14 protein-coding genes and 1 riboswitch are annotated in these 14,099 nt (G+C 69.8%); of the genes, 5 read left to right on the plus strand and 9 right to left on the minus strand.

The window, feature by feature from the left end; all coding sequences use genetic code 11:
• Positions 1-18 precede the first annotated feature (18 nt).
• From ABT340_RS10805 to ABT340_RS10820, 4 genes are all read right to left on the minus strand, one after another.
• Positions 19-1,326 (minus strand): alpha/beta fold hydrolase, encoded by a 1,308-nt coding sequence (locus tag ABT340_RS10805; protein WP_352010481.1) that lies wholly within the window; start codon positions 1,324-1,326, stop codon positions 19-21.
• 78 nt (positions 1,327-1,404) lie between these two features.
• A complete protein-coding gene (locus tag ABT340_RS10810) occupies positions 1,405-2,058 on the minus strand; it encodes a response regulator (protein WP_352010482.1) in 654 nt (217 codons plus the stop codon).
• On the minus strand, positions 2,055-4,040 hold the full coding sequence (locus tag ABT340_RS10815; RefSeq protein WP_352010483.1) for an ATP-binding protein: 1,986 nt from the start codon (positions 4,038-4,040) through the stop codon (positions 2,055-2,057). Before ABT340_RS10815 ends, ABT340_RS10810 begins: the two co-directional genes overlap by 4 nt.
• A gap of 127 nt (positions 4,041-4,167) precedes the next feature.
• Complete coding sequence (locus ABT340_RS10820) at positions 4,168-5,088, minus strand: lytic polysaccharide monooxygenase (RefSeq protein ID WP_352010484.1); 921 nt, start codon at positions 5,086-5,088, stop codon at positions 4,168-4,170.
• A 266-nt stretch (positions 5,089-5,354) separates the two neighbouring features.
• Positions 5,355-5,505: riboswitch (cyclic di-AMP (ydaO/yuaA leader) on the plus strand.
• Between the two features lie 245 nt (positions 5,506-5,750).
• Here ABT340_RS10820 and ABT340_RS10825 point away from each other — a divergent pair.
• Complete coding sequence (locus ABT340_RS10825) at positions 5,751-6,380, plus strand: hypothetical protein (protein WP_352010485.1); 630 nt, start codon at positions 5,751-5,753, stop codon at positions 6,378-6,380.
• 294 nt (positions 6,381-6,674) lie between these two features.
• Here ABT340_RS10825 and ABT340_RS10830 read toward each other — a convergent pair whose 3' ends face one another.
• The 4 genes from ABT340_RS10830 to ABT340_RS10845 all read right to left on the minus strand — a co-directional run bounded on the left by ABT340_RS10830 (position 6,675) and on the right by ABT340_RS10845 (position 9,792).
• Entirely contained in the window at positions 6,675-7,058 is a 384-nt protein-coding gene (locus ABT340_RS10830; RefSeq protein ID WP_352010486.1) for a roadblock/LC7 domain-containing protein, read from the minus strand.
• A 70-nt stretch (positions 7,059-7,128) separates the two neighbouring features.
• Complete coding sequence (locus ABT340_RS10835) at positions 7,129-7,710, minus strand: hypothetical protein (RefSeq protein ID WP_352010487.1); 582 nt, start codon at positions 7,708-7,710, stop codon at positions 7,129-7,131.
• A gap of 152 nt (positions 7,711-7,862) precedes the next feature.
• The gene (locus ABT340_RS10840) at positions 7,863-9,089 is read right to left on the minus strand and encodes a DUF4032 domain-containing protein (RefSeq protein WP_352010488.1); all 1,227 of its coding nucleotides are present in this window, start codon (positions 9,087-9,089) and stop codon (positions 7,863-7,865) included.
• A 58-nt stretch (positions 9,090-9,147) separates the two neighbouring features.
• Entirely contained in the window at positions 9,148-9,792 is a 645-nt protein-coding gene (locus ABT340_RS10845; protein ID WP_352010489.1) for a class II aldolase/adducin family protein, read from the minus strand.
• A 330-nt stretch (positions 9,793-10,122) separates the two neighbouring features.
• Here ABT340_RS10845 and ngcE point away from each other — a divergent pair, with 330 nt between their 5' ends.
• The 4 genes from ngcE to ABT340_RS10865 all read left to right on the plus strand — a co-directional run bounded on the left by ngcE (position 10,123) and on the right by ABT340_RS10865 (position 13,784).
• Positions 10,123-11,580 (plus strand): N-acetylglucosamine/diacetylchitobiose ABC transporter substrate-binding protein, encoded by a 1,458-nt coding sequence (gene ngcE / locus ABT340_RS10850; protein WP_352010490.1) that lies wholly within the window; start codon positions 10,123-10,125, stop codon positions 11,578-11,580.
• Positions 11,581-11,586: 6 nt separating this feature from the next.
• Positions 11,587-12,498: a carbohydrate ABC transporter permease gene (locus ABT340_RS10855; RefSeq protein WP_352010491.1), complete on the plus strand. Its 912-nt coding sequence runs from the start codon at positions 11,587-11,589 to the stop codon at positions 12,496-12,498.
• Positions 12,498-13,376, plus strand: coding sequence for a carbohydrate ABC transporter permease (locus ABT340_RS10860; protein ID WP_352010492.1), 879 nt, complete (start codon positions 12,498-12,500; stop codon positions 13,374-13,376). Before ABT340_RS10855 ends, ABT340_RS10860 begins: the two co-directional genes overlap by 1 nt.
• A gap of 117 nt (positions 13,377-13,493) precedes the next feature.
• Entirely contained in the window at positions 13,494-13,784 is a 291-nt protein-coding gene (locus ABT340_RS10865; protein WP_352010493.1) for a 4a-hydroxytetrahydrobiopterin dehydratase, read from the plus strand.
• Between the two features lie 55 nt (positions 13,785-13,839).
• Here the strand turns inward: ABT340_RS10865 and ABT340_RS10870 are convergent, their stop codons facing one another.
• Complete coding sequence (locus ABT340_RS10870) at positions 13,840-14,061, minus strand: hypothetical protein (RefSeq protein ID WP_352010494.1); 222 nt, start codon at positions 14,059-14,061, stop codon at positions 13,840-13,842.
• Positions 14,062-14,099: the final 38 nt, after the last annotated feature.

Consider the following 14,099-nt stretch of genomic DNA (forward strand, 5'->3'; position numbering starts at 1 on the left):
CCGTCCGGGGCGCCCGGGTCACTTCGGAGGCTGCGCCGAGGAGTGGTCGGGCAGCGCGAGCGGCCGGTCGAGCAGGAAGTCCAGCAGCAGCGAGCGGTACACCTTCGGCTGCCCCCGCTCGACGGCGTGACCCGCGCCCCGTACGTAGACCAGCCTCGACTCCGGCAGCGTGCGCCGGTAGTCGCGGGTCACCGGCCAGGCGACGTAGTCGCACTCGCCCCGCATGATGAGCGAGGGCACCCGCACCTGGCGCAGGGCGGGCCTGGGGTCGGTGATCCCGGCGAAGTCGGCGTTGGTGACCTGGTTGACGTAGAAGCCCTGCGGGTTGTCGTGCGGTTTGGTCGGCGGGCCCGCCGTGCACCCGGTCCCGTCCTTGCCGGCGAGCGCGAGCCGGTGCAGGTGGGAGTCGGCCTCGGCGTCGGGGACCAGCGCGTGCGCCGCCTCAGGGTTGATCCCCATCAGCGTGAACAGGGCCAGCACCCTCGGCTCCTCGTTCAGCTCGTCGAAACGGGCGCGGTCCTGCGGGGCGACCCGGTCCCAGGGGCTGCCGTAGTTCCCGCCGGGGAAGGCGCCCTCCCAGATCGGTCCCGGCGAGACGAAGACCGCCTTGGCCACGTTGTCCGGGTGGGCGGCCATGTACTGGGCGGTGAGCGAGCCGCCCCACGACTCCCCGACCAGGATCACCCGTTCCGCGCCGATGGTCTTCCTGATCGCGTCGAGGTCGGCGACGTGCCGGGCGACGGTGTAGCCGGAGACGTCGGCGAGCCGGGTCGACCTGCCCGCCCCGAGCTGGTCGTAGGAGTAGACGTCGAAGCCCAGCGCGGCCAGCTCCGCGCCGCTGTCGGGAAGTCCCTCGTCCGGGGTGCCGGGACCGCCGTGCAGGAAGATCACCGGGGTGGGGCGGGGCTTGGCGGCCTTGAGGGAGACGTAGGCGATCCTGGAGCCGGTCGGCAGGTCCCAGAACCCGACACCGGCGGGGGCGGGGCCGTGGGCGATCACCGGCAGCGGCCGGAACACCGTGACGGTGGCCGTCCCCGCGACCACGACGGCGACCACGGCCGCGAACACGGCGGAGGCGACCGTACGGCGGCGCGCGCCGTACAGGGCGAGGCAGGGCAGGCCGAGCAGGAACGCGACGATCACGAGCGTGACCAGGCCCGCCGCGCACAGCGCCGGGACCGACGCGGTTGCGGCGGCCGTGCCGAGGAAGGCGGCCACACCGGCGGCGGAGGCGGCCAGGGCGGTGACCACGAGCAGCAGGCCCCCGGCCAGGCGCCGTACGAGCGGCGCCCTGGAGGCGGGCAGGGAAGGGGATGGTTCTGTCATGGAACTCACGCTAGGAACGTCACTCCCGGTGATCGTCCTGCCGGAGAACCGTTTCCCACCCCGCCGCGCGGCGGGGGGTCACCGCGCCCCGGGACGGACCAGACCGGCCTCGTAGGCCGCGATGGTGGCCTGTACCCGGTCGCGGACCCCGAGTTCGGCGAGGATCCGCGCGACGTGGTCCTTGACGGTCGCCGGGCTGATGCCCAGCGCCGCCGCGATCTCGGCGTTCGACAGGCCGCGGGCCACGTGGAGGAGGACCTCCGTCTCACGGGGGGTCAGGCCGGAGAGCCTGGCGGCCTCCTCGGGGCCGGGCCTGCCGGTGAAACGGTCGATCAACCTGCGGGTCACCCCGGGGTCGAGCAGCGCGTCGCCCCCGGCGACCACCCGGACCGCGTCGATGATCCGCCCGGGGTCGGCGTCCTTCAGCATGAACCCCGCCGCCCCCGCGCGCAGCGCCGCGAACACGTACTCGTCCAGGCCGAAGGTGGTCAGGACCACCACCCGCGTCGCCGGGACCTCGGCGGTGATCCTGGCCGTCGCGGCCAGCCCGTCGAGCCCGGGCATCCGGATGTCCAGCACCGCCACGTCCGGGCGCAGGGCCGTGGCCTGCGCGACCGCGGTCTCGCCGTCGGCGGCCTGGCCGACGACCGTCATGTCCGGCTCGGCGTCGAGCACCGCGGTGATGCCGATCCTGACCACCGCCTGGTCGTCGGCGACCGTCACCCGGATCACGCTGGGAACACCTCCGGCAGCCATACCCGAATCCCGTCCTTCGTCTCGGTGACCGTACCGCCCGCCGCGTCCACCATGGCACGCACCTTCCTGGCCTCTCCGGGACCGGAGAGCACCAGGCCGTCGTCGCGGTAGGTCACCGTCACCGTCACGCCGTCGGCCAGCAGCGCCTCGGCCAGGCGGTAGGCGGCCACCTCGACCGTCGCGGGCAGGGGACGGCGCCGTCCCTCGTGCTCGACAAAGGCCCCGCGCCTGACGGCCAGCGCCGCGATCCCGGCGACGACCGGGGGAGGCGTGTCGTCCGCCGGGTCGCAGCCGCCGCGAAGCTCGTCGAGGAGCTCCCTGAGCGCGGTGAGCCCGGCCCTGGACTCGGTGAGGACCAGGTCGAGCCGTCCCTGTTCCGACGCCTCGACCACGGCCCGCGCCCGTGCCCCCGCCGTACGGCGCAGCCCCGCGGCGATCCGGTTCCGCTCGGCGCCCGCGGCCTCGGCCGTGCGGCGGTCGAGGCGTTCCCGGTCGAGGGCCTCGGCCCGCCACCGCCTGCGCCTGCGCCCGCCGACCAGCAGCCCCGACCCCCACGCCAGCCCCGTCGGTACGGCCATCCCCGCGCTCAGCGTGGCCCAGACGGCCAGGGGAGGGCCCGTCATGCCCGGGACGAGGGGAAAGGCGGCGAGCCCGGCGACCACGAGCGGGGCGGGCCAGCCGCGGGAGCCGTACGCGCCGACGGTGTACAGCAGCGTCAGCTCGACCCACCAGCACACGAGGACCAGCTGGGCGGAGTGCGGCACGGTCAGCCCCGCCGCGTCGCACGCCAGCCAGGCCAGCAACGTCCCCTGCGCCACGGCCAGGCTCAGCTTCGGCGCCAGCCTGCGCCCGCGCAGCGGTAGGGCGTGCAGGACGAGCAGGACCAGCAGCAGCGTGCCCGAGGCGGGGGAGACGAACGGCCGCGGCGCCTCCGTGGCCAGCAGCCCGAACCCCGCGGGCAGTGCGACCGCCAGCACCACGAGGGCCCAGTCGAGCGCGGCGGCGCCCCGCCAGCCCGCCGTACGGCGTGACCACAGGGGCCGCGGGGGCTCAGGGGACGTAGAAGACGCGGTGGGCGCAGCAGGCCCGGTGGCCGGGGAGGGCAGCGGGAGCGCCGCTCTGACGGCCCATCCGGCCCCCTCGGGGCCCGCGCTTAGCGTCCCTCCCACGGCGCGTACGGCCCTGCCGAGGGAGGCCAGGCCGGTTCCGGTGCCGAGCCCTCCGGCGGCGGGACCGCCCCCGTCGGTGACCGTGACCACCAGGTGTCCCGCGTTCTCCTCGACCCGGACGCGTACGGCGGCGCCGGTGGCGTAACGCATCGCGTTTGTCAGGCTCTCCCTGACGATGCGCAGGGCGAGCGCCGCGGTCCCGGGTGGCGCGGAGGCGGCCGTGCGCCGGTAGTCGGCCCCGGGGTGATGGCCCGCCAGGGCGTCGACGTCGGCCAGCGTCGTCTCGCCGCCGCGCCGGTCGATGCGGGCCAGGCGGTCGAGTTCGGCGACGGCCAGACGGCCCGCCTCGGCGGCGTGGGCGGTCGCCTCCGCGGTCATGACGGGGTCGGCGAGCCGCAGGGCCGCGGCCGAGGCGACCGCGATGCCGGTCAGCCGGTGCGCGGCCACGTCGTGGAGTTCGGCGGCCAGCCGGTCGCGCTCGGTGGTCGCAGCGAGTCTGGGGATGGCGGCCGAGGCGGCGCGGTAGGCGGCGAGCGAGGCCCGGCCCGTCCTGCGCCGCCGGTGGGAGCGGCCGAGGGACCACACGACGGCGGCGGCGCCCGCGGCGAGCGTGCCGAAGCCTGCGGCGTCCCTGAGGCTTCCGTTCACGACGCCGATCGTGATCGCCACCACGAGGGTGACGGCGACGGCCCCGGCCGCCGCGGTTCCCGCCGTGCCGTACAGGGCCAGCGCGTAGAGCGCCGCGACGGTCACCAGCGCGGCCAGGCAACAGCCGAGGGTCAGTGACACGCGCTCACGCTACCGGGTTCGCCCGTGATGTCCGGAAGAACGAGCCTCCCACCGGCCCCGCGCCCGGGAGCCGATGGGAGGGGTTCGCGTGCCCTACGGCCTCACGGCCCGTACGGCGGGTACCGGGTCACACGCGCTGCCAGAGCGCGGGGACGTTGGCGGGCTCCCAGCCGGGCAGGGAGGTGTGCGCCTGCAGGCACCGGTAGGCGGAGCCGCCGTAGGTCACCACGCTCCCGGCGTAGTAGGAGACACCGGCGGCCCAGGGCTGCGCGGGCGGCGTCGCGGTCGTCGTCAGCGTGGGCGTCGAGGAGGGGGAGACGGTCGGGGTGGGGGTCGGGGTGAGCGTCGGCGTCACCGTGGGCGTCGCCGTCGCGGTCGCCGTGGCGGTCGGGGTCGGGGATGGGGTCGACACGTTGCCGAAGGTCACGTCGGAGCAGGTGTAGAACGCCTCGGCGCTGTCCGAGCGCTGCCAGATCGAGTAGATGATGTGGCGGCCGGTCTTCGGGGGCAGCTGGCCCTGGATGACGTACTCGCCGTTGACCTTGGACGGGTTCCTGACCTTCGCCAGCAGGGTGGAGTCCAGGTCCGACCACTTCAGCGGCTGGAGCGGGTCGAAGCCGTCCTTCGTGATGTAGATCTCGAAGGTGCCGGGGTGGTCGGCGGTGTAGGGGTAGCGGAAGGTGTAGGCGCCGCCGCCGGTCGGCATGGCCGTGGAGGGCCAGTCGGTGCGGGCCGCGTCGTAGGCCCGGTACTTGGCGCGTCCGGCGCTGCACAGCTGCCCGTCAGGGATGATCTCCCTGTGCTTTCCGTTGGCGGTGCCGATGTTCAACTCGTCCCAGTCGTAGAGCGGCTGGGTGTCCCATTTGCCGACGGCGGCCTTGCAGGCCGGGGTGTCGGGCGACTCCGGGTTCTCCAGATAGCAGGCGTAGACCCGGCTGACGGGTGTTCCCATCGATCCATGGGCGGACGCCGAACCGGCCATGACCGTCGAGAGCAGGACGGGTACGGCCGCCGCGGCGGCGATCGCACCAAGCTTCCGATTGTTCATGAAAGGCTTCTCCTGGGGGGTATAAGGGCGGAGAACGTGCAGGTCAGGCCCATGATTACGGGTTAATTATTAGGTAAGTTTCCTAACAGTTTCACTGAACTTAACGCCATGGGCGGAGTGGGGTCAAGACCTGGCCAATGTCCCTTTCTTGGGGGTTGAAGGTAGATCTTCTGGGGTTTTCATGGCTTTTGCTTTGCTTTGTCCGTTTGTGGTGGGTAGTGTCCTAGTTGTTCTCGACCGGTGACTTGCCCCTCACGAGAAGGAGCGGTCGGTCGACGTCGAATCCCGAAGCCTCCCGAGGGCGACGGGAGCCGGGGACCCACCTTTTGGGGTGAATCCGCCGCGACAACGCGGCGGTAGGGCAACTCCACCGCCCGAACCCGTCAGCTAACCCGGTAGACGAGATGGAGAGGAGATCCCCTCATGGATCACGTCGTCGCCTACCCACCGGCACGCACCGCCTTCGCGCGGATCGACTGAGACTTCCGCCGCGCCTGACCGCGGCACCCCCGCCCCGCACCGCGCTCCGTGTACGCCCGCCTGTTTCCTGGTGCGGCCTCTCTTCCCTGTGAGCGCTCACGCCCCGTGCCCCACTGATCGCCGAACGTCTTCGGCCCGGCACGAGCGGCTGTCCTGTTCCCTCGTGAAAGAGCCCTGTCTTCATGCGTTTCTCCGCTGCCCTGCGCCATCGTCTGCTCGCCGCCACCCTTCTGAGCGCGAGCGTCCTGACCTCCGCGGGTGTCGTCTCCGCGCTGCCCGCCGCAGCCGACACCGGCACCGGAACCACCGCCACCTCCGCCACCGCCCCGGCCGCCGCTGAGCCCGTCCTGCTCAAGGGCTCGACCAAGGCCTCCTACTTCTGGGACGACTCCTCCGGCCGCGCCGGTGACACCGGTCTGCCCGCGAGCGGCAAGCCCATGCAGAAGGGCATGATCGCCAGCCCGAGCTGGCCGCTGTTCACCGAGGGCTACGTCCTCTACAACGGCAAGAAGGCCAAGTTCTTCGTCGGCGACCGCGGCCCCGGCGTGCCGTCGAGCAGCGGCGTCATGATCGACCTCGACGCCAAGACCTTCGCCGACCTGACCGGTGGCAGCTTCAACTCCGACACGCTGGGCGTGGACGGTGTCGACGGCCAGGGGCACATCAAGGTCGAGTACGTCATCACCAAGTGGGGCGACGGCGTCGGCAAGAAGAACTACCCCGTGGCCTTCTCCAGCGGAGCCTGGAAGCTCATGGACCACAACCCGGCCACGCCGCCGCAGACCGCCCTGGCCGACGCGCCGCGGCCGTAACCCTCATCGCGAAATATCCCCCAACCCCCTGAAATATCCCCCGGCCCCGAAGACCCCCGACCCCCTTCGGATCCCCGCTTCCTGAGATCCCCGAAGGTCCCGCTCCTCTCCCGGGACCCCTCCTCCGATCCCCCTCGGAGTCCGAGACCCCCTCAGGAAGGACGAGGGCGGGCACCCCGCACAGGTGCCCGCCCTCGTTCCGCGTTCACCGGCCGTGCCGTACGGCCCGCGGGCCGGACCCTCCGTCTCTCCTCGGCGTCGCGTGGTCCCTCGCGGTCGTCCTCGCCGCTCCGGTCACCGGGGCGTCCGGGCGCGGGAGGTGATGGCGGCCAGGTTCTCCGCCGTCCTGCGTCCCTCAAGCCGCAGCAATCCGAGGTTGGACCCCGGGCGGGCGAGGATCGTGAGGACGATCTTCGGGCCCGCGGTGTAGAGGAGCGCGTGGCCGCCGGCCGCGGAGACCAGCGTCTCCTCGAAGGTTCCCCTGCCCGTCATGTCCGCCATCCGGCGGCTGAGGGCCAGCAGCGCCGAGGAGAGGGCGCCGGTCTGCTCGGCGAAACCGCCGTCCAGGTCACTGGCTATCGTCAGGCCGTCCGCGCCGCACACGACGCTTCCGTCCACATCGGGTGTCCGCTCACGTAGCCGGGTCATCTCCTGGCGTACCTCGTCGCGGATTTCCACCGGCACCCTCCTTCTGGTCCGCTTCAGCGTCCGCGGTTTCACGGGCGTCCTCGAAGGCGTCGGACCGGGCTCAGGCAAGTGCCCTCAGCGCGTTCCTCAGCCGGATGAGCAGGTCGACGTCGGCGGGGTCGCCCGCCGTCACGGTCCCCCCGGGAGCCCCGGCGGGAGGTCCCGTCGCGGGCGGGCACGGTGGCCCGGCCGTGTCGAAGCACCCTCGCGGGCCGGACCGGTGCCGTTCCTCACGCGGGAACGGCGGGGCGGTGAGACCCCCGGCACGGGCGGTCAGGTGACCCGACAGGGACTGGAGACGATGCCGCGCCAGGGCCAGATCAGCGTGATGTACATCAAGACGGACATAAATCACGAGCAGGCCGTCGAACACCGTTTCCAATGGTTTTAGTAAATGGTATCCGTCGTCGGTGGTTATGATCACTTCACGGATTCCAGTGGGCTCGCCGGGGAGGCTCACGGCGAGGCCGTCGAGCATCGCCCGTAAGGTCTCGCCGAGCCCCGCGACGGCCCTGCCCGCGCCGGTTTCGCGGGCCGCGCCGCCGCCCGCCACGGCCGTCCCGCCGGTCTGGTCGATCAGCACCGCGTCCAGCGCACCGGGGATGGCCATGGCCTCGGCCAGGCAGCCTTCGATTCCGAGCACGGGGTCCCCCTCGCCAACGACTCCACAACGCCGCCCGGTCAGCGTAGGGAAACCTCTCCGAACCCGGAGCTATTCATGAAAAGTCAGATATGGCGAGGAAAAGAATTCCGCCGGGCGGTAGAAGGTTTGTCAACCGACGGGGGGAACGTTTACTACTCGTCGGGGAGGAGGGCTTTCTCGTCGGGTTTGTGGACAAGAACATTCTTCACATATGACTCGGTCGAGGCGGGCAGTCCGACGTCCTGCCCGGCTTTCTCGGAGATGAACCAGCGGTGGTCGAGCACCTCGTGGAAGAGCTGGGCCGGCTCCAGTTTGCGCCGCATGTTCGCCGGTACGGCCTCGATCGTCGGCTGGAACACCTCGGCCAGCCACCGGTGGGCCACGACCGCCTCGTCCTCGTGGCGCAGGCCGCGCGCGACCCGGAAGGCGTCGAGGTCGTTGAGCAGCCGCCTGGCCTGGTTCTCCTCGACGTCCAGACCGGTGAGCCTGAACAGCCTGTGCTGGTGGTGTCCCGCGTCGACCACCTTGGGGCGCACGACCAGCCGTCCCGTGCCCGCCTTGCGGCGGACCATCATCTCGGCGACGTCGAAACCGAGGTCGTTCAGCTTGCGGATCCGCTGGTCGATCCGGTGCCAGTCCACCTCCTCGATGATCTCGTCGGAGGTGAGCTCGCCCCAGAGCCTGTGGTAGCGCGCGCAGACCGAGTCGGCGACCTCCTCGGGGTCGATCGAGGAGTGCAGCAGCTCGCCCGCCTGCAGGTCGAGCATCTCGCCGAACAGGTTGACGTGCGCGACGTCGATGTCGTGCAGCCGCTGCCCCTCGCTGATCATGGGGTGCAGCTCCCCGGTCTCCGCGTCGACCAGGTAGGCGGCGAAGGAGTCGGCGTCCCTGCGGAACAGCACGTTCGACAGCGAGCAGTCACCCCAGTAGAAACCGGTCAAGTGCAGCCGCACCAGCAGTACGGCCAGCGCGTCGAGCAGCCGGGTGAGCGTCTCGGGGCGGATGGTGCCCGACATGACCGCGCGGTAGGGCAGGGAGAACTGCAGGTGCTCGGTGACCAGCGCGGAGTCGAGCGGCTCACCGTCGGCGTCGGTCCTGCCGGTCACCACGGCGACCGGCTCGACCGCCGGGGCGTCAAGCCGGTTCAGGTCCCACAGCAGGCGGTACTCGCGTTTGGCGTAGTGCTCGCTGATCTCCTTGATCGCGTAGACCTTCCCGGAGAGCCTGGCGAAGCGCACCACGTGCCGGGAGATACCCCGGGGCAGGGCGACCAGATGGTGGTCGGGCCAGTTCTCAAGAGGGATGTCCCAGGGCAGCCGGATCAGGTCCGGGTCGCTCGGGGTGCCGGTGAGCTGCAGGGGCATCGCGTCGATCCTCACGTCGACAGGGCGGGGACGTCGTCCCCGCGGGGGGCCTGGTGGGAGGCTCGCGGGAGGGTCAGTCCTCGCCGAGGGGGAAGGCGGGAGCCCGGCGGCGCCGTACGACGGCGGAGAGCTGGTCCCCGGTGAGCGTCCTCGGCTCGCCGAGGGCCCTGGCCCGCACGTAGACCTCGCAGAGCCATTCGAGCAGCCTGGCCGCCTCGAAGGCCTGCGGGAGGTCGTCGCCGAGGGTCACCCCGCCGTGGTTGGCCAGCAGTACCGCCTGCCGGTCGCCGAGGGCGGTCATGACGTTCCCGGCCAGCTCGGCGGTGCCGTACGTGGCGTAGTCCGCCACCTTGACCACGCCACCGAGCAGTGTCGTGTTGTAGTGGACCGGAGGCAGCTCGGTCATGACCGCCGAGACCACGGTGGCGAAGGTCGAGTGGGTGTGCACCACGGCCGTCGTCCCCGTCGCCGCGTAGATCGCCAGGTGCATGGGGGTCTCGGAGGAGGGCGACAGGTCTCCCTCGACGAGGTCGCCCCCGACGCCGACGACCGGGCAGGCCTCGGGTTCGAGCCGGTCCAGGGCCAGACCGCCCGGGGTCACCGCGACCAGGTCGCCGAGACGGACGCTGAGATTGCCCGACGTCCCGAGAACGAGCCCGGTCTCCACGATCCGGCGACCGTGTTCACACAGCAGCCGACGCTGCTCCGCCAGCAACATGCCCCAAAAGTAGGGTCTTGCGGCGGTATGCGGCAAACCGTCATTATCTGGTCTAGACCGGCTCTTCCCAAAGGGTTGCTTCAGGACCTAGATTCTTTACCCACACGCATGTCGCGAGTCAATGGCGATGTGCGAAGTATCGGGTACTGTGTGCAAATCTGCCAAGGTCAGGATTGCTTTGCTGTCTCGTTGCTACCGGATTTGTCGCAGAGACATCACGGCTCGGTCTAGACCGGCTGCGAACCCTTGACGCTGTAGTCCGGGGCTACGTACCTTCAGGCAAACGTTTAGGAAACTTTCCTAATTGATCCCCCGCCCAGGAGGGTTACAATGTCCTACTCGGCCGGTACGCCCGGAGATATCACCCGGCGGCAGATGCTCCGCCGGATCGGCCTGACCGCCCTCGTCGCAGGCCCCGCCGCAGGACTGCTCAGCGCGTGCGCGACCGGGGGCAGCAACGCTCCCGCCGCCACCACCTCCGCGGCCCCCTCCTCGGGCGGTGCGGTCTCCCCGGCCAACCCGTTCGGTGTCGCCGCCAACGCCCCCCTCGAAGTCGTCATCTTCAAGGGCGGTCTCGGCGACAGCTACGCCACCGACGTCCACGAGCCGATGTACAAGAAGGCCTTCCCGCAGGCCACCGTCAAGCACGTCGCCACCCAGCAGATCGCGCAGACCCTGCAGCCGCGCTTCGCCAGCGGCGAGGTGCCCGACGTCATCGCCAACTCCGGCACCGACCTCATGGACACCGGCGCCCTGCAGCAGGAGGGCCAGCTCCTGGACCTCACCGAGCTGTGGGACGCCCCCTCGATGGACGACCCCGCCAAGAAGGTGCGCGACACCGTCGCCCCGGGCACCATCGAGTCGGGTCTCATCGACAACAAGCCGTTCCTGATGAACTACGTGTTCTCGGCCTACGGCCTGTGGTACGACTCGGCCCTGTTCGAGAAGAACGGCTGGACCGCGCCGAAGACCTTCGACGAGTTCAAGGCCCTCTGCGAGAAGATCAAGGCCGCGGGCATCACCCCGTTCGCCTACGCGGGCAAGAACGCCTCCTACTACGCGTACTGGATGATCCTCATCTCCGCCGCGAAGATCGAGGGCAACCAGGTCCTGATCGACATCGACAACCTTGAGGACGGCGTCTGGAAGCGCGACTCGGTCAAGCAGGCCGCCGCCGCCTGGGCCGAGATCGGCAAGTACATGGACAAGTCCTTCGAGGGCCTGATCCACACCGAGGTGCAGACCCGCCAGAACCAGGGCAAGGTCGCCCTCTACCCGTCGGGCTCCTGGCTGGAGAACGAGCAGAAGAGCCAGACCCCCGAGGGGTTCAAGTACGCCCTGACGCCCACCCCCAGCGTCACCGCCGCGGACAAGATGCCCTTCGAGGCCATCCGCGCCGCCGCCGGCGAGGCCTACATCGTCCCAGCCAAGGCCAAGAACCCCAAGGGCGGCCTTGAGTACCTGCGCATCATGCTCTCCAAGGAGGGCGCGCGCGGCTTCACCGAGAAGTCCGGCAACATCACCGTCGTGACCGGTGCCGCCGACGGCCTGGACCTGTCGCCCGGTAACGCGAGCCTCAGCGCCGCGCAGACCGCCGCGGGCCAGAACATCGTCACCTTCAGCGCCTTCGAGAACTGGTACAAGGAGCTGGAGACCGAGCTGCGCAAGCAGACCAACGCCCTCATGTTCGGTCGTATCTCCGCCGACGAGTTCTGCGACAAGATGCAGAAGGCCGCCGACAAGTCGAAGTCCGACTCTTCGATCACCAAGCAGAAGCGGACGGTGTAGTCCCCCATGCGGCATGGCAGGTACCGGTTCATCTTCGGCTTTCTCGCCGCGCCGGTGATCCTCTACGTGGTCTTCGTGATCAGCCCGTACCTACAGGCTTTCTACATCTCGTTGACCAACTGGAAGGGCATCACGGCGACCCCTCAGTTCATCGGCCTGGAGAACTACACCCGGCTGCTGGACGATGACGCCTTCTGGGCCGCGGTGCGTCACCATGGTGTTCTGTTGCTTGTCATGCCGCTGGTCACCATCGTGATCGCCCTGTTCTTCTCCTTCCTGCTCAACCTGAGCGGAGGGCGGCGGGGCGGCAAGATGAGCGGGATCTGGGGTTCGAAGGTCTATCGTGTGATCTTCTTCCTGCCCCAGGTCCTGGCGGTGGCCATCGTCGGTGTGCTCTTCCAGGCGATCTACCGTCCCGACGAGAGCGGTGTCATCAACGGCCTGCTCAACCTGGTCGGCATCGACCCGGTCGGCTGGCTGATCGCCCCCGACCTGGCGCTGTGGTCGATCATCGGCGTGATGGTCTGGCAGGCGGTCGGCTTCTACGTGGTGCTGTTCTCCGCGGGGATGTCCTCCATCCCCAAGGACGTCTTCGAGGCCGCCGAGCTTGACGGCGCGAACCGCACCACGCTCTTCTTCAAGATCACGCTTCCGCTGCTGTGGGACACCATGCAGGTCGCCTGGGTCTACCTGGGCATCGCGGCCTTCGACGCCTTCGCCTTGGTGCAGGTGCTCTCGGTCGACCGGGGTGGTCCGGACAACTCGACCACGGTCCTGCCGCTGGAGATCTGGCGGAACGCGTTCAACTTCTTCAAGTTCGGCTACGCGTCGGCGATGGGCGTGGTGCTCTTCTTCATGACCATCACGTTCGCGGCGCTCACCCTGCGCGTGACCAGGCGCGAGAGGATCGAGTTCTGATGGTTTCCAAGCCCGCCTCCCACGGCAGGCCGCGGCGCAGGCGCAACCCCCTCGGGGCCTTCGGCGCGCTGTCCCACGTGGCGCTGCTCATCTGGGCGATCCTGATCATCGGCCCGATCCTGTGGACGTTCCTGGGGTCCTTCAAGACCAACACCGAGATCTTCGGCGACCCCATCACGCTTCCCTCGTCCTACCACTGGGACGCCTGGGGAAGGGCCTTCCAGAAGGCCCACATCGGCCAGTACATGATCAACACCATTTTCGTGGTGGCCTGCAGTACGGCGCTGACCATGCTGCTCGGCTCGATGGCGGCCTACGTGCTGGCGCGCTACAGCTTCCCCGGCAACCGGGCGATCTACTTCCTGTTCGTCTCGGGCATGACCTTCCCGGTCTTCCTCGCGCTGGTGCCGCTGTTCTTCGTGGTGCGCCAGCTCGGACTGATCGACACCCACTTCGGGGTGATCCTGGTCTACGTCGCCTACTCGCTGCCCTTCACGGTGTTCTTCCTGTCGGCGTTCTTCAAGACGCTGCCCACCTCGGTGGCCGAGGCGGCGATGATGGACGGCTGTTCGCACACCAGGACGTTCTTCCAGATCATGGTGCCGATGGCCAAGCCCGGCCTGATCAGCATCACGATCTTCAACATCCTGGGCCAGTGGAACCAGTACCTCCTGCCGATCGTGTTGCTTTCCGGCAACGTCGAGGACAAGTGGCTGATCACCCAGGGCGTGGCGAACATCTCGACGAACGCGGGCTACGAGGCCGACTGGCCGGGCCTGTTCGCCGCGCTGAGCATGGCGATCATCCCCGTCATGATCGTTTACATCATCTTCCAGCGGCAGATCCAGTCGGGTCTGACCTCGGGCGCCGTCAAGTAACGAACAACAGGCGTGTCCCGCGGACCTCTCCGCGGGACACGCCTTCGGCGTTCTCCCGGCGCGCCGAGGCGCCGTGCGGGCTTGGCGTCGTGACGACCGGCGTGATCTCCTGGACCGATGGACCTGCTTGACGACTCCGCGATCGACCGGAGACTGGCCGACCTGCCCGGCTGGCGGCGCGAGGGTGACGAGATCCGCCGGACGATCACCGCGAAGGACTTCCCCTCGGCCATCCGCATCGTGGACGAGGTCGCCGTGGAGGCCGAGCGGATGAACCACCATCCCGACATCGACATCCGCTGGCGCACTCTCCACCTGGCGCTGTCCACCCACGACGCGGGCGGCCTGACCGACCTGGACCTCACCCTCGCCGCCCGGATCGACGAGATCGCCACGCCGTACAGCTGAGCCGCGGGGGGCGCGGGATGTCGGGCCGCGGGGGCCGCGCCGTCCCCGCGGCGGCTCATGACGGGGCGGCGGAGGCCATCCGTTCCTGCTCCGTGAGAAGCTCGTCCAGCGCCTCGGCGTCGTCCGCGTGGACGGTCATGGAGAGGTTCGCGTCCAGCTGGACCCTGGAAAGGGCCCTGGTCAGCCGGGTCGCGTACCACCGGCCGGTGTCGCTGCGCCAGATGGACCACGTTCCGGCGTAGCGTCCGAGGACGCGCTCGACGTCCGTCTCTTTCACGGGTTCTTCCACAGAGGACCGCACTCTGTCACCACCTT

Source organism: Streptosporangium sp. NPDC000239 (assembly GCF_040300765.1).
Classification (GTDB): domain Bacteria; phylum Actinomycetota; class Actinomycetes; order Streptosporangiales; family Streptosporangiaceae; genus Streptosporangium.